The organism is Nocardia pseudobrasiliensis NBRC 108224 (assembly GCF_001613105.1).
Taxonomy (GTDB): Bacteria; Actinomycetota; Actinomycetes; order Mycobacteriales; family Mycobacteriaceae; genus Nocardia; species Nocardia pseudobrasiliensis.
Window position 1 is genome coordinate 284,711 of sequence record NZ_BDBS01000004.1, and the last position, 20,397, is coordinate 305,107.

The window sequence follows — 20,397 nt, forward strand, 5'->3', positions numbered from 1 at the left end:
GGCGTTTTACCTTCACCTACCGACGCGCAATTCGCGTGAGCATTCCGGTCCGACGTGTCGACGATGGACACGCCGTCGATACGGATGATGGTGACGAAAGGCCCTACAGCGTTTATTTATCCGAGAGGATGCTCGAACCAGCACCACAGTGGTGGATACCCTGCAGGTACAAGGGAGTTCCTATGAGCCTGGAGATCGATATCAAAGAGGCGGCCAGAGCGCTCGTGATCGCGGCCGGCATGGCGACGAATGTTGCCCATGCCGATATCGCCAGGGCGGCGCAGGATATCGCGAAGCATTACCCCAAAGCTCACGCTCGGCAGGTCGAGGCCGAGATAGCTCGCCATCTCCGTAACCGGGGATGAGGCCGCCGACCATACGGTCTGTCGGATCGGGCAACTTGCAATACGAACCGGAGAAACAAACGTGGCTGAGAGGGTCGGATCGGCCCTGACCACGATCGCGCCCATATCGCAGGTCTCGGAGGCGGTACACGCTGCTGTCCACCAGAAACCGTCTTGGAAGGATCGAAAACTCAGGTACGCCTTGGTATTGGGAATCGGCGAATACTGGTCGAGCGAACGGCTCGGGCCGTGCGCCACACCGGACTTCAGGACACCTAGAACGTCAGGGATCCAGTGCGGGTGCGTTCACCACGGTAGAGCGGCCACCTGGCGGTCCTGACTAATCAGCGCACCACCTGGGCGATACCGAGCATATTGCCCTCGCTGTCGCGGAACCAGGCGGCTCGTTCACCGCGGCCTTTGCTCGGGTAGTTGCCGTCGATGTCCATGATCCCGTTCACAGCACCGTCGTACTGCTCGAAGGTCACCCCGCGAGCACGCAGGCTGGTGACCGCCGCTTCGATATCGTCGACATAGAAGCCCATCTGGGTGAACGAGCCATCCGAGGCGCCGGCGGAGGCGAACAAGCAGAACACGCCCGCCGCGCCCTCGTACCGTAGACCGCCCTCACGTTCCTCCACGGGTTCGAGGCCGAGCTTTTCGGCATACCAGCGCCGGGCACGGGCAAGATCTCGAGTGGGGATACGGGCTTCGATCCGCGCATTGTTCAGCACCCTCGCATGCTAACGAGATTCGACAACGCCTGTCCGCGGACTGCGCCGACCTTCCGGGTCCTGCCTTGCTGCGGGAACATCGGCAGGGCCGATCGCGGTTGCACCCAGCGAATCGGAGAGGGAGTGCTGATGCTGGCGATCGGTTTCGACGAGCCGGGTGGTCCGGAGGTCTTGCGCGAGATGCGGGTTCCCGAGCCACATGCGGGGCCTGGACAGGTCCGGATTCGGGTCGAGGCCGCCACCGTGAATCCGTCGGATCTGGTCACCAGGGCCGGTGTGGCGCACGACCGCTATCGCGACGCGACGCCGCCGTACGTGCCGGGCTGGGATGCGGCCGGTGTGGTCGACGAAGCCGACCCGGCGTCCGGGTGGCGGGTCGGGGACCGGGTCGTCGCGATCACCCGGCCTGTTCTGGAGGGCGGCGGAGCATACGCGGAATGGATTGTGGTTTCCGGTGATTCGGTCGCGCCGATACCCGCGGGAGCCGATGCCGTTACGGCCGCGACGCTTCCGATGAACGGGCTCACCGCCTACCTCGCCCTCGACGCCGCCCGTACCCGACCCAGCGGGACGATCGCGGTGACCGGCGCGGCAGGGGCGGTCGGGGGCTATGTCGTCGAATTGGCCAAACACCGCGGTCTCACCGTATTCGCCGACGCTTCTCCGCGGGACAGGCAGCTGGTCGCCGACCTCGGTGCGGATGTCGTCGTCGCGCGCGGCCCCGATGTCGCTCAGCGCATCCGTGAACAGGCTCGCGGCGGTGTCGACAGCGTGATCGACTGCGCGCTGCTGGGAAGCGCCGTCCTGCCCGCCATCGGCGACAACGGATCCTATGTCGCCCTGCGACCGCCCCGACTGAGCGGAAACATCGAGCCGGAACGCGGTATCGGCGTGCACTACATCATGGTCACCGACCACATTCACGACTCCGCCACCCTCGATCACCTGAGCCGTTTGGCCGCCGCCGGAGTACTGACATTGCGCGTTGCCCGCACATTCCCCGCGACACAGGCCGCCGAGGCGCATCGCATGCTCGAAGCCGGAGGGGTCCGCGGCCGTCTCGTACTCACCTTCTGACAAGGTGCGGGAGGTTTCCCGCTGTGGGACACCCCGGTACCGTGATCGCTCACGTTCCCACGGTGGATTTCGCCGCGCCGTCCTGTCGCAGGCCCGCTGGAGGGGCGGATGCGGGCCGGGGCCCACGGTGCGGTGCGACGGTGGTAGCCGGAGTGGATCCGGTGTGGTCGTCCGGGCCAGCGAGACCCATCAGCTCGTAAACGTCTGTACCGTCGACGGTTTCGTGTTCGAGCAACAGCGCGACCAGTCGCCGCAGCGCGTCCCGGTGGGACTCGATCAGGTCGATGGCCCGGCGTTCGGCCTCGCGCAGCAGCCGTGACACCTCGCCATCGATGGCGGTCTGCGTCGCTTCGGCGAACGGGCGACTGGACAGTTCCGCGCCTCCGCCACCGAGGAACACCGATCCCCCCTGCGGATAGCCGACCGGGCCGAGCGCGGCCGACAGGCCGAATTCGCGAATCATTTTGGTGGCCAGATCAGTGGCCTGTGCCAAATCGTTGGCGGCCCCGGTAGAGCCCTGGCCGAACTCGACCAGTTCCGCGGCCCGCCCACCCAGGCGCACGGCGAGGGTGTCGGCGAGATAGTCCTCGCCATAGAGATGCCGCTCCACCAGCGGCAGTTGCTCGGTCGTGCCGAGGGTCTGCCCGGCGGGCAGGATGGTGACCTTGGCGACCGGGTCGGCGTGTGCCGACAAGGCGGCGACCAGGGCGTGACCGCTCTCGTGCACAGCCACCGCGTATTTCTCCTCCGGCAGAAGGACATTGGAGCCTTCTCGGCGGCCGAGCAGAATTCGATCGCGAGCGGTGTCGAAGTCCGCGGCCCGGATCACGTCGCGGTCGTCGCGGACGGCGCAGATCGCGGCCTCGTTGGCGAGATTGGCCAGATCCGCTCCCGAGAAACCGGGAGTGCCGCGGGCGATCACCTGCATGTCGACATCCGGAGCAAGATGTTTGCCGCGGCAATGGACCACCAGGATCGCCGCGCGTTCGGCGAGGGTCGGCAGTGGAATGGTGACCTGACGATCGAAGCGCCCCGGCCGCAACAGCGCCGGATCGAGCACTTCGGGGCGGTTGGTCGCCGCCAGCACGACGATACCCACGGCGGGATCGAAACCGTCCATCTCCGAGAGCAATTGATTGAGGGTCTGTTCGCGCTCATCGTTGGCGACCACCGACCCCGCCCCGCCGCGGCGCGATCCGATCGCGTCGATCTCGTCGACGAAGACGATCGCCGGGGCACGCTTGCGGGCCTCGGCGAACAGGTCGCGCACCCGAGCGGCCCCGACACCGACGTACATCTCCACGAAGCTGGAACCGGCCACCGACAGGAACGGGACCTCGGCCTGTCCCGCTACCGCGCGGGCGAACAATGTCTTCCCCGTACCGGGCGGGCCGATCATCAACACTCCGCGCGGGGCAACCGCCCCGGCCCGGCGATACCGCTCCGGCGCACGCAGGAAGTCGACCACCTCGCTGATCTCCGCCTTGGCGCCGGTATAACCCGCGACATCGTCGAAGGTGGTGTGCGGGCTTTCGGTATCGAACACCTTCGCCTTGGACTTGCCCACGCCCATCGCCGACCCCAATTGGCCCGCGCCACCGCGCCCGAGGCGCATCAGCCACCAGAACAGGAACACGAACGGGCCGATGATCAGCAGCAACGACAGCAGCTGCGACCACACCGGTGTGCCGGTCGCGGGCGGTGTGGCCGTCACCGAGATTTCGGCCTTCTCCAGCCGGTCCAGCAGCCCGGAACCGGCCTGTGCGGGAATAGTGGTGACATAGTCGTGCCCGTCGCTCAGGGTCCCCGAGGCACGGCCGGTGGGCTCGAGGGTGATGGTCTTGATTCGGTGCGAGTCGACGTCGGACAGGAACTGGCTGTACCCGAGGGTCACCGCCGCGGGCTCGGACGTCTGATGCGCGGACGACCAAATAGATACACCCAGCGCGACGAGCATCACGACCACCGGGAACAACCACAACCGCCACACCGGAACTCGCTGCGGCGGGGTGGGTTGCGGCCGGTCACCCGCCGGGGGTGTGCTCACCTGCTTGCTCATCCTCGCCTCCCGTGCGCTGGTACCGGTCTCGAACCCACTCTGTCGCGCCGGATGAACCCGCAATAGAGACGATCGGTCGCCCCGGAGTGGGCCGAAAGTCCTTCGACAGCAACCACACGCAGGTGTCGAAGGGCCCCGCACGCCCGGCTCCGGCTCGAGCGCCCCGGACGTGTCGGTTCCCACCGACGGCGTGAATCGGCAACCTCGGATAGAGCAATCAGCCCCTATCCGGCAAGGGTTTTGCGGTGTGTGCTGGAAGTCATGGGGAATCGCTTGATATTCCACGACCACCGCAGCCTGACCCGGGCTCAGCTGGCGGCCGAGTTGCGCCGAATCGCCGACCATCTCGACGCCCGCCACGATCTCGGATATGGGCGACTCGGGACACCGGGGCATCTCACCGTCCCGGAACACGTCGAGCGGGAGCTCGACATCAGCTACTCCACACACGACGGCGGGTTCACAGTCGACCTCGAATTCAAGTGGACGACGGACACATTCGCCGACCAGGGGCACGGTCATCGGGTAGGACTCGCGAGCTGAACCCGAGGAGCGACATGCGAGGAGGCTCTGCATGAACGATTACGAGCAGTCGGGCCGCGACGTGCCGTTCGAACCTGCCCCCGCCGAGCCCCGACACCCGCCGGCGCGCATTCGGGCAGGCCGGTTGTGGGCCGGCGGTATCGGCACCGCGGTGGTGATGGCGTTACTCGTCATCGTGGCGATCCTTCTGGTCCGTGGCGTGTTCGGCATCCCCGTGCTCGCCCCGGAACACGAGGGCGCCTACGGCACCGCCAATACCACGACGTACGCGCTCGGGGCAGCCGGAATCACCTTGCTGGCAACAGGTCTGCTGCATCTACTGCTGCAGTTCATGCCCAGCCCGCTGACCTTCTTCTATTGGATCACCGCGCTGTGCACCGCGGCCGCGGTCATCTTGCCGTTCACGGTATCCGCCGATCACGACTCCCAAATCGCGACAGCGGCAATCAATCTCATCGCGGGCGTCTGTCTGATCAGTGTGCTGGGTTCGGTCGCCACCGGTTCGAGTCGATAGACCACCGATTCCGATGACCTAAGCCACTTTTCGAACCCCGAGGACCGGGAGTGCAATCGGTACAGGCGTCTCACGACGCCTCAGCCGCCCGGCGCCTGTGCCGTACACGAAAGAGCCCTCCGATGTCGATTCACATGCAGCAGCCCCAACCCTACGACCTGGTCGGCGATCGGATCCAGATCGCCGGAATCGCCGGGGGCGCTTTCGAAGCCAACTTCGACTATCGCCTGCACGAGGGCCACGACGAGGTGACCGGCTACTTCATGGCCGGTGACGGGTCCGGCGGACACAGCCAATTCCAGATCATCGTCGATGTTTCGAACGCGGGCTTTCTGCTCGACCGGATCTTCGTCGAGGTGTTCCACACCTCCCCCAAGGACGGCGCCGAACTCGACAAGGTCGTGGTGCCGATCATTCTCGGGACCAAGATCGTGCCCGACTATCACACCTACATCGAACACACTGTGGCCCAAGGCGAAACCCTGTGGAGCATCGCCACCCAGTACTACGGATCGGGCAACCTCTACCACCGACTGGTCGCCGCCAACCCCACCACGCTGACCAATCCGAACGTCATCCGCCCCGGCGACATCGTCAAGGTTCCGCAGGCCTGAGGGCCGTGCGCGATCAATTCGCGCGGGTCGGTCATCAGGTGTATTTCTTCCTGGGTGCGGTCCGCGCGATGCCGGTGGCGCTCACGCGATATCCGAAGGAAGTCCGGCGTCTGCTCGCCGACGTCAGCTGGGGCAACGGAAACCTCATCGTAGGCGGCGGCACCTTCGCCATCGTGGGGATCATCAGCGGTATCGGCGGCGTGACCGTCGGCATCCAGAGCTACACCTCGCTGAAGATCCTGGGCCTGGGACCGCTCACCGGTGCGATCTCGGCCTTCGCCACCACCCGTGAACTCGGGCCCATCCTGGCCACAATCGCCTTCGCCGCCCAAGCCGGTTGCCGATTCACCGCCCAACTCGGGGCCATGCGCATCTCCGAGGAAATCGACGCACTCGAGGCCATGGCCATTCGGCCACTGCCCTATCTGGTCAGCAGCCGGATGATCGCGGCCATGATCGCCATCGTCCCGCTGTACTGCCTGGCCCTGCCCGGGGCCTACCTCTCCACCGCACTCACCGTGCGGCTGCGCGGCGGCGCGGCCGCCGGCACCTTCCAGCACTACTTCCATCAGTTCCTATTGCCACACGATGTGCTCTGGTCACTACTGAAAGCCGTTGTGTTCGTGACCATCACGACATTCATCCAGTGCTACTACGGTTTCTTCGCCGCGGGTGGCCCGGAGGGAGTGGGCAACGCGGCGGGTCGGGCGATCAAGCTCTGCATCATCGTGGTCGTATCCGCCGATCTGCTGCTGACCCTGGTCGTCTGGGGGCTTACTCCGGGAATCAAGATCTCCGGCTGAGTCGCCGACAACGGTCAGCGATGCTCCTCCCGGCACACCAGAACCGGACATGCCGCGCGGTGCAACAGATCACGACTCGTCGAACCCAGTACCGCGGCCGCCGCGCTGCCTCGGCCGCGGCTGCCGACCACCAGGAGTTGGGCGGTGCCGCTCAGCTCGGTCAGTACGGTGACGGCATTACCGGGGACAGCAGTCTCGCTGACCCGCACATCCGCGTACTTCTCGCGCCAACCGGCCAGCAACGCCGAAAGCAGCGACCGCGCTTCGGCTTTCCCGCTGCCCGATCGACCGATGGGATCGAGCCCCGGGGGATATACGTGCACCGCCGACAGCAAAGCTCCGCAGGCCGACGCCAATTCGAACGCGCAGCGGATGGCAGGTTCACTCACCGGTGTGCCGTCCACCGCGACCACCACCGGCCGCAGGCGAGGCACGGGCCGCCCAGCGCTACCGCGCCATACCGCGACCGGGCAGTGGGCGTGGGTGACCACCCGCATCGTGGTAGGCCCGATCAATGCCGTGCCGACCACCTCCTGCGCTCCGACCACCACGAACCGCGCCCGCCCGCTCAGTTCTACCAGTACCGAATCCGCACTGCCGCAGTACACCTCGGTATGCACATCCAGATCGGATACGCACGTCCGGACGAGAGCGACCGCCTGGTCGACGACCATCCGTGCCAACTCGAACCGCTCCGGAGCGAAATCCCTGCTACCCCGCGAGGACGCCACCGCGGCGTGCTCACCGATCAGCGGCGCGACATGCACAACCGTCAACGACTCATGCAGGCGCCACGCCAGATACGCCGCCCAGCGCACCGCATTCATCGCAGCCCCCGACCCGTTGACACCCACCACAACGGCGTGTCGCCCGGCTCGCGTATTCATGACGTTCCCACCCGATCCGCCCGCACGGTTTCGAGCAGTCGTTGCCGCGCCAGCCGTTCACCGAGTTCCGGAAGCGCGGCGGCGGGACTTCCCGCCAGATCGTCGACGCATCGACGAACGACCTCCCGTACAGTCCGCCGAGGTACCCGATTGTCGAACTCGACATACAGCCGATCGACCGCCTGGTCGATCACAGACCGCGCACCCGGCGTCCGGGTCGACATAGTTCGCGCAATGCTCACGCACTCAGCGTGCTCAACGAAACCGCCCCACATCAGAGTCCAACGACCCCGGCTTCGCCGTATCGTGCCCACCCCCGGAGACCCGGCTGTGTCCGCGTTACTCGTTCAGGCCCAATGTCATAACGACCTGTGACACACCGCCCTGCCCATCGGCGGCGCGGTGGCGAATCCTGGGAGTCTCGAGCCAATGACTGCCTTCGGAATGATCGCGCTACGAGGGACTGGCCCGCCGGCACGTGGACGAAGCGAGTTCGGCTTCCTCTGCGCGTGTGGCCCTCAACTCGGCAACGAGTTCGACCTCTTGCGCCGGGTTCGGACGCTCACGATCGACCGATAGCGGATCACCGGACGGGTTGTCGCCGACCTGCTGAGGGTCCCCAGCGCCGTTCACGACTACGAGAGTACGGAATCCGGGTGCGAGCCAGACGGAATACGCCGATAGAAAGGACCGAAGACCTTGCGAGAGATCGCTTCGGGCAGACTACATGAGTGGTATCACGCCTATTTACGCCGGCTGTACCGCACCGGCCACCCCAATCGTTTCGCCCGACTGCAGAATCGCGTCTCGGCCTTCCTCTTCGCGCTCGGCATCGCTCCGCGCCGAGTGACCGCGCTCGGCATCCGTGGTCGCCGCAGCGGGCGGATGGTGTGGTTCCCAATGGTTCTCACCGAAGTCGACGGCCACCGCTATATCGTTTCCATGCTCGGCCGCAACACCAACTGGGTCCGCAATCTGGACGCGGCTCGGGGCCAGGCCCTGCTTCGTCACGGTCACACCGAATCGGTCCGGTTGATCGAGGTCGATCCTGCCCTGCGCGCACCGGTGCTGTGGCACTACCTGCGCGTAGCGCCGGGTGCGCGTCCGCACTTCCCCATTCCACCCGACGCCGCACCGGCCGAATTCGAACGCATAGCCCCCGACTACCCGGTCTTCCGGATCGACACCGTGCGGTAAGCCCGCCGTCGAAGAAATCGACGGCCCCAATCGTTCACCGCGGCCGAGCAGTCAGGAATTCCACGCAGTCGTCTACGGTGCGCAGCTGGGGATAGTCCGCCTCATCGATGCGCTTTCCCGAGCCGGTCGACAATCGTTCCACGAACGTGAGGAAATCGATCGAATCGAGTTCCAGGGCTGTGCGCAGCGCCTGGTCACCCGGCAGAGCGGCCAGCTCGTCCGCATCGGCGAAGCCGGCCAGCGACTCACGCACCAGATCTTCTGCCGCTGTTCGGGACATGGTGTCGGACATGACGATTCACAACTCCTCCGGGTGCCGGAACAGATCCGAGATGGTATTGAGCAGACGAGCGCCGATCGCGCCGTCGCTGGCACGGTGGTCCGCCGACAGCGTGGCGGTCAGCTGTGACCGCACGCCGAGCAATCCGTCCACGGCGCAGGGGCGTTCGGCGACGGCGCCGACGCCGACGATCGCCACCTGAGGCACGGCGATCACGCCGAACACCGAATCCACGCCCAGATCACCGAGATTGGTGACAGTGATCGTCGCGGGTGTGGCATCGGCCGAGCGCAACCGTCCCGCCCGAGCCCGCGCCACGACGCCGCGAATCGCCGCCATCATCGCGGGCGGGTCCAGGGTGTCGGCATCTGGAATGGTGGGCAGGATGATGCCGCCACCGCGCAGCGAAACCACCACACCCAGGTGCACGTCGGCGGCCGGCTGGAAGCGGTCATCGATCCAATGCCCGTTCAGTTCCGGCACCACTCGCGCGGCACGAGCTACCGCACGAAATAACAGGGCGGGCAACACCAATCGCTCAGCGACGGGTAGTGAGCGGTTCATCTCCCGCAATCGCTGAACCGCCGCGTCGACATCGATCGTGGCCGACAGGTAGTAGTGCGGCACGGTTTGCTTCGACCGGGTCATGGCCGCCGCGATCATCGTTCGTACGGCGTCGGCGTCGCGTGACGGCGGTTCTGATCGCTTCGAGATCGGCGCGGGCGTTTCCGGTTCCGGGGTGGCCTGCCCGATCGTCGCACGCACATCTACGCCGCGGACCGCACCGGCCGGCCCGGTACCCGTGACCTCGGCCAGATCTACGCGCAGTTCACCGGCGAGCCGACGGGCGTAACCGGTGGCGCGCGTGACCGTAGGCACACCGCTGGCGGTGTCCGTCGGTGCGGTGCGCGGAGTGGCCAGCGCCGCTTTTGCCGACTCCTGCTGCGCCACAGCATGTTCGATATCGGCCCGCACGATCCTCCCGCCGGGCGCCGAGCCGCGCACGGCCGCCAGATCCAGACCGGCCTCCTCGGCGAGCTTGTGGATCAGCGGGGTGGCGTGCACATCGGCATGCGCGGGCGCCGGCTCGGCCGCGTGCGTTATCGTCGCCAGGACGGTGCCGACCGGCACAGTCGTGCCCTCGGCCACGAGAAACTCACCCATCACGCCGTCGTCGAAGCATTCGATCTCGATGGCGGCCTTGGTGGTATCGACCTCGGCCACGATATCGCCCTTGTGCACCGCATCTCCGGGGTGCACCAGCCAGCGCAGCAGCGTGCCCTCGGTCATATCCGCGCCCAGTGACGGCATCCGGAACTCGGCCATCTCAGCTCACCACATCGCGGACCGCGGCGACCACCGACCCTGGCTGCGGCAACGCCGCCTCCTCGAGCTGGCGGGCATAGGGAACGGGTACCTCGACCCCACACACGCGTACGATCGGCGCGTCGAGGTCGTAGTAGACGTGTTCGGCCGCGCGGGCGGCGATTTCGGCGGCGATTCCGACACTGCGCCAGCCTTCGTCCACCACGACCAGCCGATGGGTCCGGGCCACCGAGTCGAAGACCGTCGCCTCATCCAGCGGACGCAGCGTACGGAGGTCGATCACTTCAGCCGAGATGCCCTCTCCGGCAAGATGTTCGGCCGCCGCTTCGGCAACCGGCAGCGCACCGCCGTAGCAGACGACGGTGACGTCGGCGCCGGCCCGACGGACAGCCGCGTGGTCGAGATCGGCCGACCCCGGGTCCGTGCCGATCTCGTCCTCGCTGTTGTACAGCGCGATCGGCTCGAAGATCACCACCGGATCGGGATCCTGCAACGCGGACCACAACATGCCCCGGGCATCGGTCACTGTCGCCGGGGACACGACGCGCAGTCCCGGAATGTGCGCATAGAACGATTCGAGGCTGTGCGAATGCTGTGCCGCGAGTTGGCGGCCCGCGCCGGTGGCCATCCGGATCACCAGCGGCACACCGAGCTGACCGCCGGACATGTGCCGCAGGGTCGCGCCATTGTTGAGGATCTGATCCAACGCCAGCAGACTGAAGTTGACGGTCATCACCTCCACGATCGGCCGCGCACCGTTGAGTGCGGCGCCGATCCCCGCGCCGACGAAGGCCGACTCGCTCAGCGGGGTATCGCGGATACGGTCGGGACCGAATTCCTCGAGCAGGCCCCGGCTGACCCCGAAGCAGCCGCCGTAGGCCCCGACGTCCTCTCCCATCAGGAAGGCGCGTTCGTCGCGAATCAGCGCTTCCCGCAATGCTTCCCGTACAGCCTCTCGATAACTGGTCATGGTCGCTCCGCGTACAGGTGTCGGGTCAGCTCGGAGATCGGTTCCAGCGGGCCCCCTTCCGCGGCCGCGATCGCGGAATCCAGTTCCGCGTCGGCCTCGGCTTCCAGGGCGGCTCGACCACTGTCCTCGAGTTCCCCGGCGCTCCGCAACCTGTCGGACAGCAGGGTGATCGGATCGCGATGCTTCCATTCCGCGATCTCGGTCTTGTCCCGGTAACGATCGGCGTCGTACATCGAGTGCGCCCGGAACCGATAGGTCCGCAGTTCCAGGAAACACGGACCGCTGCCACCGCGGATCGAGGTCACCGCTCGGCGCCCGGCCGCCGCGACGGCCTCGGCATCCATCCCGTCCACCGGCCAGGCCACCACCCCGTAGGTGGCCGCGCGTAACGCCAGATCGGTCATCGCGTGCTCACGGGCGAGTGCGGTACCCATCGCGAACCGGTTGTTCTCGCAGGCGAACAGAACCGGAAGATGCCACAGCGCGGCCAGATTCAAGCATTCGTGGAACTCACCCTCCGCGACGGCGCCGTCACCGAACAGGCACACCGTGATCGCGTCGCGACCGGCCAGCATGTCGGCCAGCGCGAGGCCGACGGCAATCGGCAGACCGCCGCCCACGATGGCGTTGCCGCCATAGAACCGGCGCGCGGCATCGAACAGATGCATGGAGCCACCGCGGCCGTGACTGCATCCCGTCGTGCGCCCGAACATCTCGGCCACGAGGTCGGCCATCGGTAAACCGCGGGCCAAGGCGTGGCCGTGCTCTCGGTAGGTCGACACGACCGCGTCGCCCGGGCCGATCTCACCGAGCAGGCCCGCGGCCACGGCCTCCTCCCCGATATAGAGATGCAGAAAACCGCGGATCTTCTCCTCGCTGTAGAGGCGCACACAGCGCTCCTCGAAACGGCGGATGCGGATCATGGTGCGCAGCAGTTCGGCTCGCGGCGTCGATACGGCTGGCGCGATCGGTTCGGTAACGATCACGACGCTCCCTCCAGGGTCGACAGATCACCTTCGGCCAGGCCCAGTTCGCGGGCCTTCAGCAATCGCCGCATCACCTTCCCGCTGCGGGTGTGTGGCAGGATTTCGGTGAAGGCGATCTCCTTCGGCGCCACCGCGCCCAGAGCACGGCGACCGAAGGCGGTCAGCTCGGCACGCAGCGTTTCGTTCGGCAGGTATCCGGGGCGTAGCACCACGAAGGCCTTCACCACCTCTCCCGCCACCGGATCGGGCACCCCGATCACTCCGACCTCGAGTACCGACGGATGCTCCATGAGCACGCTTTCCACCTCGAACGGCCCGATCAGATGCCCTGCGGATTTGATGACGTCGTCGGCGCGGCCGACGAACCAGAAGTAGCCGTCACCGTCGCGCCACGCCAGATCTCCGCTGAGATACCAGCCGTCGGAGAACGCCTTGGCATAGCGCGCAGGCTGATTCCAGTAGCCGCGGAACATCGACGGCCAGCCGGTCCGGATGGCGATCTCACCGGTCTCCGCGGGCACGGCCGCACCGTCCATCGTCACCACGTGCCCGTGAGCGTCCCGGCGCAGCACGGCCGCATCTATGCCGGGTAGCGCCCGACCCATCGAACCCGGACGCACCTGCGCCGCAGCGAGATTGGCGATCATGATGCCGCCGGTCTCGGTCTGCCACCAGTTGTCGTGCACCGGTCGCCCCAGCACCTTCGCACCCCACGCGACGACCTCCGGGTTCAGCGGTTCACCGACGCTGGCCACGAACCGCAGGCACGACAGATCGGTATCCGACGGCAACCGGTCGCCGTAGCGCATCAGCATACGCAGCGCGGTCGGGGCGGTGTACCAGACCGAAATCCGTTCGGCGGTGAGGATGTCGTACCAGCGGCGGGCATCGAATTCGGCCTCGTCGCTGATCACGGTGGCGCCCAGGCTCAATGGCGCGATCACCCCGTAGGACATGCCGGTGACCCACCCGGGATCGGCGGTGCACCAGAAGACGTCACCGGCACGCAGATCCAGCGCATAGCGCGCGGTCACGCGATGCGCCAGCACCGCGCCGTGGACGTGCAGCGCACCTTTGGGAGTGCCGGTGGTACCGCTGGTGAAATGCAACAGCGCCGGGTCGTCGAACTCGGTTGGCACGATCGTGAATTCGGGCTCGGCGGTAACCATGGCCAACGGCAGCTCGACCACCCCGGGCAGATCGGTCTCGGTGTCGGTGACGATCACATGCCGCAGTGCCGGCAGGGTGTGCCGGATCGGGGCGACCTTGCGCCGGTAGAACACCGCGGTTGTGATCAGTATCGAGGCTTCGGCGATCGCGAGACGTTGCCGCACGGGTTCGGGGCCGAACGCTGAGAACAGCGGCGACACAATACATCCGGCCTTCCATGCGCCGAGCGAGGCGATATACAGCTCCGGAGTACGACCGAGCAGCGTGCACACCCGGTCCCCGCGCCGCACGCCGAGCGCGCACAAGACATTGGCGAACCGATTACTCAACGAGACCAGGTCAGCGCAGCTCAACGTCGTACAGCCACCCGCGGCGGACAGCCATTTCAGCGATGGTGCAGGGGTACCGGGCTCGCCGAGGTGCCGGTCAACCGCCTCGTAGGCGATATTCACCCCACCGCCCGGCAATCCAGCCAAGTCCAACCGGGCTGCCTCCCAACGGAATTCGCGCCGGGCGGTCTCGTAGTCGGTCAGATTCGCCCCCGCTGTCTCGGCCGCGGACTTGTCGATCGGTTCCCACCGAGTCGAGCCGGCCGACACTGTGCGGGGATCACTCACGCTGCTCATCTCGTCTCCGATCGGTGCGCATCACGGCTCACACCTCAGTCAACGACGCGACCGGCACAGGCGGCAGAGCGTAAAGGCCACCAGCGAAGGGACCTCCGGCACCTGTACGCCCGTCACGGCAGATGACATCGCTGACCTTCGGCCCTCGTGCTCACGGTGCCGAGGCGACGACGATGAGCGCATACCTGTCCGCAACGCGTCCATCGGGAAGGACCGCTCATGACAACCGCCGAGCAGATCATGCACACCGGCGTCGAAACGATTCCGGGCGATGCCCCGTTGACCGTCGCCGCGCGCAAAATGCGCGACCTGGGAATCGGAGCGTTGCCGGTCTGCGCCAGTGATGGATTCCCGATCGGGATGATCACCGATCGCGACATTATCGTCAAATGTATTGCCGAGGGGGGTGATCCGGCGCGAACCTCGGCCGGAACCCTGGCCGGGGGCAGGCTGATCACCGTCGACGGGCATACCCGGATCACCGACGTACTGGCCATCATGGAAAACCATCGGATCCGGCGGCTGCCGGTGATCGAGGGCAACCGGCTGGTCGGCATCATCACCGAGGCCGATCTCGCCCGCGGACTCCCCGAGCAGAAGATCGGGGAGTTCGTCGAGGCGGTCTGCGCGCCGTAATCACATCCGGAGAAACACATGTCAGCGACCCCACCTGTGCTGCGCGACATTCCTCAACCCGTCTTCCATGACCGCCGCGAGGCCGGGCGGGTCCTGGCCGAGCTGCTCGAGCACTACCGCGACGATCCCGACGTGGTAGTGCTCGGGCTGGCCCGCGGCGGTGTCCCGGTGGCATGGGAGGTCGCCGCCGCATTGCACGCGCCCGTCGACGCGATGATCGTCCGCAAGCTCGGTGTGCCCGGTCGGCCTGAATTCGCTTTCGGCGCATTGGGGCCCGACGGACGCATCGTGATCGATGACGATGTCGTTCGTGGCCTGCGGCTCACCACCGAACAGATCCGCGGCGTCGCCCGGGAGGAGGCAGGGGAGCTACGCCGCCGCGAACGCGCCTACCGCGACGACCGCCCACCGCTGAGCCTGGCGGGACGCACGGTGATTCTGGTCGACGACGGCCTGGCCACGGGTTCCAGCATGTTCGCCGCGGTCGACGCGGTGCGCGCGGCCGAGCCGAAGCACATCGTCGTCGCGGTTCCCGCCGCGCCCGAGTCGACGTGCCGCCAACTCGGCGCGCTGGTCGACGAAATAGTCTGCGCCACCATGCCGGCGCCGTTCCTGTCGGTCGGACATGCCTTCTGGGATTTCCGGCAGGTTGGCGACGAGGAGGTACGTACGCTGCTGGCCACACCCGCCACCGAGGTGGCCGTCGACCGTCCCGATCCGGTCGCGGTCCTGCGCGAGGCCGCCCTCGCCGCACCCGCGGGAATTCCTCCCGAGGATGCGCTCGATGATCTGATCGGCGACGCCCGCATCGTGCTGATCGGCGAAAGTTCGCACGGCACCGAGGATTTTTATGCCGCCCGCGCCTCGATCACCCGCTGGCTGATCGTGAACAAGGGTTTCCACGCGGTGGCGATCGAGGGCGACTGGCCCGACGCCTACCGGGTCGACCGCCATGTGCGCGGCGACGACACCGACCCGACCGCCGAACAGGCCCTCGCCGGATTCGAGCGATTCCCGGGTTGGATGTGGCGCAACACCGTGGTACGCGACTTCGTCACCTGGCTACGGCTCTACAACGACGAGGAACGGCACGCCGGTCGCCCCACGGCCGGGTTCTACGGCCTGGACCTCTACAGCATGCACCGCTCGATGCATCGGGTGATCGCCTACCTCGAGGAGGTAGATCCGGTCGCGGCCGAACGCGCCCGTCGTCGCTACGCATGTTTCGATCGCACATCCGACAATGACGGCCAGGCATACGGTTTCGCGGCCGCGTTCGGCGCCGGACCGTCCTGTCAGGCCGATGTGGTGCGGCAACTGGTCGACCTGCAACGCAACACGGCCGCGCATATCCGGCTGCACGACGGTGACGCGCTGTTCGACGCCCTACGCAATGCGTGGGCCGTTCGCAACGCCGAGGCCTACTACCGCGCGATGTTCGGAGATCGAGTGTCATCGTGGAATCTGCGCGACGAGCACATGGCCGACACTCTCGGCGCCCTCGCCGCACACCTGGGACACGGTTCACGAATCGTGGTGTGGGCACACAATTCCCACGTCGGCGACGGCCGAGCCAGTGAGCTCGCGGCCGAGGGTCAGCTCACGCTCGGCCAACTCGTGCGCGAACGCTACGGAAAAGTCTGCGTCAGTATCGGATTCACCACTTGCGAGGGCACTGTGACCGCGGCCGGCCGGTGGGACGGGCCCGCGGAACGCAAAGCGGTGCGTCCGGCGCTGCCCAGCAGTGTCGAAGAACTGTTGCACGACACCGGAATCGGCTCGCTGTATCTGCGTACCGATCTGCCCGCTGTCACCGAAATTCTGCGCCGTCCACGCCTCGAGCGTGCCATCGGCGTGATCTATCAGCCGACGACCGAGCGGCAGAGCCACTACTTCCACAGCCGCTTCGCCGACCGCTACGACGCGGTGATCCATATCGACCACACTGCCGCTCTGACACCCCTGGACCCCACCGAACACTGGCTCGCCGGGGTGGTGCCCGAAACCTATCCGAGCGGCCTGTGAACAGGAGAAAGCCATGCGAGTCCTCATTGCCGTCCTCATCGTCGTCGCGGCGCTGCTGCTCATCACGGCCGCGCTGTCGATCCGGATCGTGTTCCAATACCAGAAGGGTGTGTTGTTCCGCCTCGGCCGCCTCATCGCCGTGCGCGATCCGGGGCTCAACCTGATCGTTCCGATCATCGACCGCATGCAGCGGGTATCGATGCGCATCGTCACCATGCCGATCCAGTCCCAGGGCATCATCACCCGCGACAATGTCAGCGTCGACATTTCCGCGGTCGCCTATTTCCGCGTCATCGACGCCGAGAAGGCCGTCGTGGCCATCGAGAACGTATATGCGGCCATCGATCAGATCGCCCAGACCACATTGCGCAAGGTGGTCGGCCAGCACACCCTCGACCAGGCACTCGCCGAAACCGACGCCATCAATGCCGATATCCGCAAGATCCTCGACACCACCACGCTCGAATGGGGGGTCGAGGTCACTCTCGTCGAACTCAAGGATATCCAGTTGCCCGACACCATGCAGCGCGCCATGGCCCGTCAGGCAGAGGCCGAACGCGAGAAGCGCGCGAAAATCATTGCCGCCGAAGGGGAAGCGCTGGCCGCCGCGGCGCTGGGAGAAGCCTCGGACACCATGCTCGCCCATCCTCTGGCCCTACAACTGCGCAATCTGCAGACCCTGGTGGAACTGGGCGTCGACAAGAACACCACCGTGGTATTCCCCGCCCCGCTGATGAGCGCGATCAGCGACCTCACCACCTTCCTGGCCCGCGAAACCACGGCCGCGGCGGGTCGCACCGCGACCGTTCCCGCCGATTCCGCATGGACCTGATCATGTCGGCCGACATCATCACCTTCCGCCAGCTCGGCCCCGACGATGTCGACGCGGTACGGGAGCTGCACACCGGGCTGAACGAACGCGAAAGCTACTTCCGCTTCTTCGGCCCGCTCCCGCACCAGCTCGGTGAGATGGCCACCGCACTCGCCCAGCGTGACCCGGCGCATTGCGCCGTGGGCGCCTACCGCGCCGACCAGCTGATCGGCATGGCGAATTTCATTGCGCTGGAGGGCAACCGCGACGCCGAGGCGGCACTCGTCGTCACACACGACGAACAGGATCACGGCATCGGTACTCAACTCCTCGAACATCTCGCGCAACTCGCGCGCGAACGCGGGCGCGAACGACTCGTCGCCCAAGTCCTGCCGAACAATTCGAGAATGCTGCGTCTGCTCATGGACTGCGATCTGCCGGTCACCGCACACCTGTACGACGGCGTCGTGGAGATCGTCATACGCCTTTGACCGGCACGCCGCCCTGTTGGAGAATCGCACAGGGGATGAGCTGGCGACCGGCCAGATCCAACGGGTCCACGCCCCACAGCGTTTCGCCACCATTTCCGCCCTCGCTTCGCTCGTGGTGGCCGTCGTAGTCGACCGCCGAACACGAAGTGACCCGCTGCGACCAACAGGCCCGTATGGCCGCCGATCTCCAAGACCACACGATCAGGCGCGTCTTCAGCCATTCGGGTGAACCACCATCACCGGACAATGAGCTTGCCGGACAAGCGCATTGGAGGTGGAACCCAGAAGCATTCCGAGGAAACCGCCACGCCCGCGGCTACCGAGCACCAGCAGTTGGGCGCCCTGAGACCGCTGCCGCAGTACCGCGACCGGCCCGCTCGGATACAGCCGACGACTGACCTTCACATCGGGATACTTTTCTTGCCAGCCCGCCAACCGTTCGGCCAGCACATCGCGCTGCGACTCCCCGATGGAGGCAATCGGCAGCGCCACCTCCGAAACTCCCTCGAACCAGCCGAGATCCAGATCGTTCCAGATATGGACCGCTACCAGCTCGGCCCTACGTTCCGCTGCCTCCTCGAACGCCGCCGCGGTCGCCGCCTCACTGACGGGACTGCCGTCGATTCCGACCACGACCGGGCCGCTGCGAACCCCCGCCTCCGGTATGGCATCGACGGCCACCACCGAACCCCGCGCGTGCGCGGTCACCGCCGCGAGAGTCGAGCCGAACCCGGCCCCGCCGCGGCCGAGGATCACCTGATACGCCTGCGCGCTCGCGTCGACGAGCAGCTTCGCCGGACTCGACTCCGACACCTGGGTCGTGACGCGCACCGCCGGATGGGCCGCGCGAACCCGCTGTGCCGCTTGCTCCACCAGTGCCGCCGCTTGTACCCGGATGGCCGCCAGCGCCGGGGCCACCCGGGAATCCGCACGGCCGTAGGATCGGATCAGGCCCTCCAGGCTCGTCCCGTGCACGACGCGTAGCGTGCGTCGACGGTGCGCCGCGATGTCGGCGGCCCAATCGACTGCTGCCGCGGCGGCTGGCGAGCCGTCCACGCCGACAACGACCGAGGCCGACGCCAGATGATGAATATCGCTGTAAGGCTTCGTCATTGCAGATCCTCAGGATTGGATGGGTCAGGCGACACCCGAGATCTCCGGAACGGCGGCAACCGTCCTGCGGACACCGCGGTCGTGCAGTACGCGCTGGTAGAGCGCGATGTGGTCGCGAGCCATGCGCTGTAGCCCGAATCTGTGCTCGGCGGCGGCGCGGCAGGCGCGGCGGTTCAGGGTGGGAATCGCCTCGATCGCGGCGAGCATGGAATCTCGGTCAGCGCACAGGAATCCGGTGTGCCCGTGGTCGACGATCTCCGGCGCCGCACCGCGCGGAAACGCCAGCACCGGGGTACCGCAAGCCAGCGCCTCGGCCATCACCAGTCCGAACGGTTCGGGCCAGTCGATCGGGTTGAGCAGCGCGTCCGCCCGCTGCAGCAGCCGAACCCGCTCCGGCATGGGCAACTCGAGGGGCTCCGGGTCGTCCGGGCCCAGCAGTGGCCGCACGTGCCGCTGATAGAACGCGTGCTCATCAGCCTCGCGAATCTTGGAGACCATCACCAACTTCCGGCCCGCGGCGCGGGCGAATTCCAACGCACGGTGGGGGCCCTTCGCCGCGCACATCCGCCCGATCCACATCAGATATCCGCCACCGCCGTCCCCGTAGCGATAGCCGTCCAGATCGATACCGTGATGGATGACCGCGGAAATAGGAATCGGAGCGCCGAGCCGCTTCTGCGCGTGCGAGATCGCCACCACGGTCACCCGGTCCGCGAATGCGCTGATATTGCGATGGTTCATCTCGTCGAACGGCCCATGACACGTCGACACCACCGGCGGCCCATCCGCACGCGGTCCGATCAACGGCCCCAACGCGGTGTGATCATGGATGATGTCCACATCGGCGAACGCCTCGTAGGCCGCCAGCACATGCGCGGCCTCCGGCACCGTGACACCGATGGGCTCGAACGGCTTGTCGTACAGGTACTCTCGCGAAACCGGGCAGGTCGATTCACCCACGGTGAACAGCCGGACATCGTGCCCCAGCCCGGCCAGCCCCCGGGCCAGATTGTCCACCACGGCCTCGGTACCACCATAGGCGGGCGGCGGAACCGGAACCCACGGCGGTGCGATCACTCCGATACGCATCGTTACTCCTCGAGCAGATCGGCTCGCCCCGTCGCGCGCCGGAACAGTTTTGGTTGTGATGTCAGGAGACCGCGCGGCACGGGTCCGTCGGAAGAGTCGTTC

Annotated in this window: 22 protein-coding genes; 11 read left to right on the plus strand and 11 right to left on the minus strand. The window is 66.6% G+C overall.

Annotation, left to right across the window (positions count from 1 at the left end):
* Window positions 1-182 precede the first annotated feature (182 nt).
* The gene (locus NP4_RS06200) at window positions 183-365 is read left to right on the plus strand and encodes a hypothetical protein (RefSeq protein ID WP_067993174.1); all 183 of its coding nucleotides are present in this window, start codon (window positions 183-185) and stop codon (window positions 363-365) included.
* A gap of 323 nt (window positions 366-688) precedes the next feature.
* Here the strand turns inward: NP4_RS06200 and NP4_RS06205 are convergent, their stop codons facing one another.
* On the minus strand, window positions 689-1,078 hold the full coding sequence (locus NP4_RS06205) for a VOC family protein (protein ID WP_067993176.1): 390 nt from the start codon (window positions 1,076-1,078) through the stop codon (window positions 689-691).
* A 129-nt stretch (window positions 1,079-1,207) separates the two neighbouring features.
* On the opposite strand from NP4_RS06205, the gene NP4_RS06210 reads away from it, so the two are divergent.
* Window positions 1,208-2,155, plus strand: a complete 948-nt coding sequence (locus tag NP4_RS06210; protein WP_067993726.1) for an NADP-dependent oxidoreductase — start codon at window positions 1,208-1,210, stop codon at window positions 2,153-2,155.
* Window positions 2,156-2,204: 49 nt separating this feature from the next.
* Here the strand turns inward: NP4_RS06210 and ftsH are convergent, their stop codons facing one another.
* Window positions 2,205-4,214: an ATP-dependent zinc metalloprotease FtsH gene (ftsH, locus tag NP4_RS06215; protein WP_082875595.1), complete on the minus strand. Its 2,010-nt coding sequence runs from the start codon at window positions 4,212-4,214 to the stop codon at window positions 2,205-2,207.
* A gap of 261 nt (window positions 4,215-4,475) precedes the next feature.
* Between ftsH and NP4_RS06220 the strand changes: the two genes are divergently transcribed.
* The 4 genes from NP4_RS06220 to NP4_RS06235 all read left to right on the plus strand — a co-directional run bounded on the left by NP4_RS06220 (window position 4,476) and on the right by NP4_RS06235 (window position 6,688).
* Entirely contained in the window at window positions 4,476-4,757 is a 282-nt protein-coding gene (locus NP4_RS06220; RefSeq protein WP_067993179.1) for an amphi-Trp domain-containing protein, read from the plus strand.
* 31 nt (window positions 4,758-4,788) lie between these two features.
* On the plus strand, window positions 4,789-5,271 hold the full coding sequence (locus tag NP4_RS06225) for a DUF6069 family protein (protein ID WP_067993182.1): 483 nt from the start codon (window positions 4,789-4,791) through the stop codon (window positions 5,269-5,271).
* A 122-nt stretch (window positions 5,272-5,393) separates the two neighbouring features.
* Window positions 5,394-5,885 (plus strand): Gmad2 immunoglobulin-like domain-containing protein, encoded by a 492-nt coding sequence (locus NP4_RS06230; RefSeq protein ID WP_067993729.1) that lies wholly within the window; start codon window positions 5,394-5,396, stop codon window positions 5,883-5,885.
* Between the two features lie 68 nt (window positions 5,886-5,953).
* Window positions 5,954-6,688 (plus strand): ABC transporter permease, encoded by a 735-nt coding sequence (locus NP4_RS06235; RefSeq protein ID WP_082875630.1) that lies wholly within the window; start codon window positions 5,954-5,956, stop codon window positions 6,686-6,688.
* Between the two features lie 14 nt (window positions 6,689-6,702).
* Here NP4_RS06235 and NP4_RS06240 read toward each other — a convergent pair whose 3' ends face one another.
* Complete coding sequence (locus tag NP4_RS06240) at window positions 6,703-7,575, minus strand: universal stress protein (protein ID WP_067993185.1); 873 nt, start codon at window positions 7,573-7,575, stop codon at window positions 6,703-6,705.
* Window positions 7,572-7,850, minus strand: a complete 279-nt coding sequence (locus NP4_RS43295; protein ID WP_373863808.1) for a three-helix bundle dimerization domain-containing protein — start codon at window positions 7,848-7,850, stop codon at window positions 7,572-7,574. The genes NP4_RS06240 and NP4_RS43295 overlap by 4 nt, the downstream gene beginning before the upstream one ends.
* Window positions 7,851-8,274: 424 nt before the next feature.
* Between NP4_RS43295 and NP4_RS06250 the strand changes: the two genes are divergently transcribed.
* Entirely contained in the window at window positions 8,275-8,772 is a 498-nt protein-coding gene (locus NP4_RS06250) for a nitroreductase family deazaflavin-dependent oxidoreductase (RefSeq protein WP_245997218.1), read from the plus strand.
* A 34-nt stretch (window positions 8,773-8,806) separates the two neighbouring features.
* Here NP4_RS06250 and NP4_RS06255 read toward each other — a convergent pair whose 3' ends face one another.
* The 5 genes from NP4_RS06255 to acsA are packed head-to-tail and all read right to left on the minus strand — an operon-like array spanning window position 8,807 to window position 14,130.
* Entirely contained in the window at window positions 8,807-9,064 is a 258-nt protein-coding gene (locus NP4_RS06255; protein ID WP_067993190.1) for an acyl carrier protein, read from the minus strand.
* A 6-nt stretch (window positions 9,065-9,070) separates the two neighbouring features.
* Window positions 9,071-10,378 carry a dihydrolipoamide acetyltransferase family protein gene (locus NP4_RS06260; RefSeq protein ID WP_067993193.1) on the minus strand — a complete coding sequence of 436 codons (1,308 nt, stop codon included), beginning with the start codon at window positions 10,376-10,378 and terminating at the stop codon, window positions 9,071-9,073.
* A gap of 1 nt (window position 10,379) precedes the next feature.
* Complete coding sequence (locus tag NP4_RS06265) at window positions 10,380-11,348, minus strand: alpha-ketoacid dehydrogenase subunit beta (RefSeq protein ID WP_067993195.1); 969 nt, start codon at window positions 11,346-11,348, stop codon at window positions 10,380-10,382.
* On the minus strand, window positions 11,345-12,334 hold the full coding sequence (gene pdhA, locus NP4_RS06270; protein WP_373863809.1) for a pyruvate dehydrogenase (acetyl-transferring) E1 component subunit alpha: 990 nt from the start codon (window positions 12,332-12,334) through the stop codon (window positions 11,345-11,347). Before pdhA ends, NP4_RS06265 begins: the two co-directional genes overlap by 4 nt.
* Entirely contained in the window at window positions 12,331-14,130 is a 1,800-nt protein-coding gene (acsA, locus tag NP4_RS06275; RefSeq protein ID WP_067993200.1) for an acetate--CoA ligase, read from the minus strand. Before acsA ends, pdhA begins: the two co-directional genes overlap by 4 nt.
* 219 nt (window positions 14,131-14,349) lie before the next feature.
* Here acsA and NP4_RS06280 point away from each other — a divergent pair, with 219 nt between their 5' ends.
* From NP4_RS06280 to NP4_RS41525, 4 genes are read left to right on the plus strand one after another with little or no spacing between them, the layout of a single operon-like run.
* The gene (locus NP4_RS06280) at window positions 14,350-14,766 is read left to right on the plus strand and encodes a CBS domain-containing protein (protein WP_067993203.1); all 417 of its coding nucleotides are present in this window, start codon (window positions 14,350-14,352) and stop codon (window positions 14,764-14,766) included.
* An 18-nt stretch (window positions 14,767-14,784) separates the two neighbouring features.
* On the plus strand, window positions 14,785-16,791 hold the full coding sequence (locus NP4_RS06285; RefSeq protein WP_067993206.1) for an erythromycin esterase family protein: 2,007 nt from the start codon (window positions 14,785-14,787) through the stop codon (window positions 16,789-16,791).
* A gap of 13 nt (window positions 16,792-16,804) precedes the next feature.
* The gene (locus NP4_RS06290) at window positions 16,805-17,623 is read left to right on the plus strand and encodes a slipin family protein (protein ID WP_067993208.1); all 819 of its coding nucleotides are present in this window, start codon (window positions 16,805-16,807) and stop codon (window positions 17,621-17,623) included.
* Window positions 17,624-17,625: 2 nt separating this feature from the next.
* Window positions 17,626-18,093: a GNAT family N-acetyltransferase gene (locus NP4_RS41525; protein ID WP_169813666.1), complete on the plus strand. Its 468-nt coding sequence runs from the start codon at window positions 17,626-17,628 to the stop codon at window positions 18,091-18,093.
* Between the two features lie 213 nt (window positions 18,094-18,306).
* Here the strand turns inward: NP4_RS41525 and NP4_RS06300 are convergent, their stop codons facing one another.
* The gene (locus NP4_RS06300; RefSeq protein WP_067993214.1) at window positions 18,307-19,206 is read right to left on the minus strand and encodes a universal stress protein; all 900 of its coding nucleotides are present in this window, start codon (window positions 19,204-19,206) and stop codon (window positions 18,307-18,309) included.
* A gap of 24 nt (window positions 19,207-19,230) precedes the next feature.
* Window positions 19,231-20,295 carry a glycosyltransferase family 4 protein gene (locus NP4_RS06305; protein WP_067993217.1) on the minus strand — a complete coding sequence of 355 codons (1,065 nt, stop codon included), beginning with the start codon at window positions 20,293-20,295 and terminating at the stop codon, window positions 19,231-19,233.
* Between the last annotated feature and the right edge of the window lie 102 nt (window positions 20,296-20,397).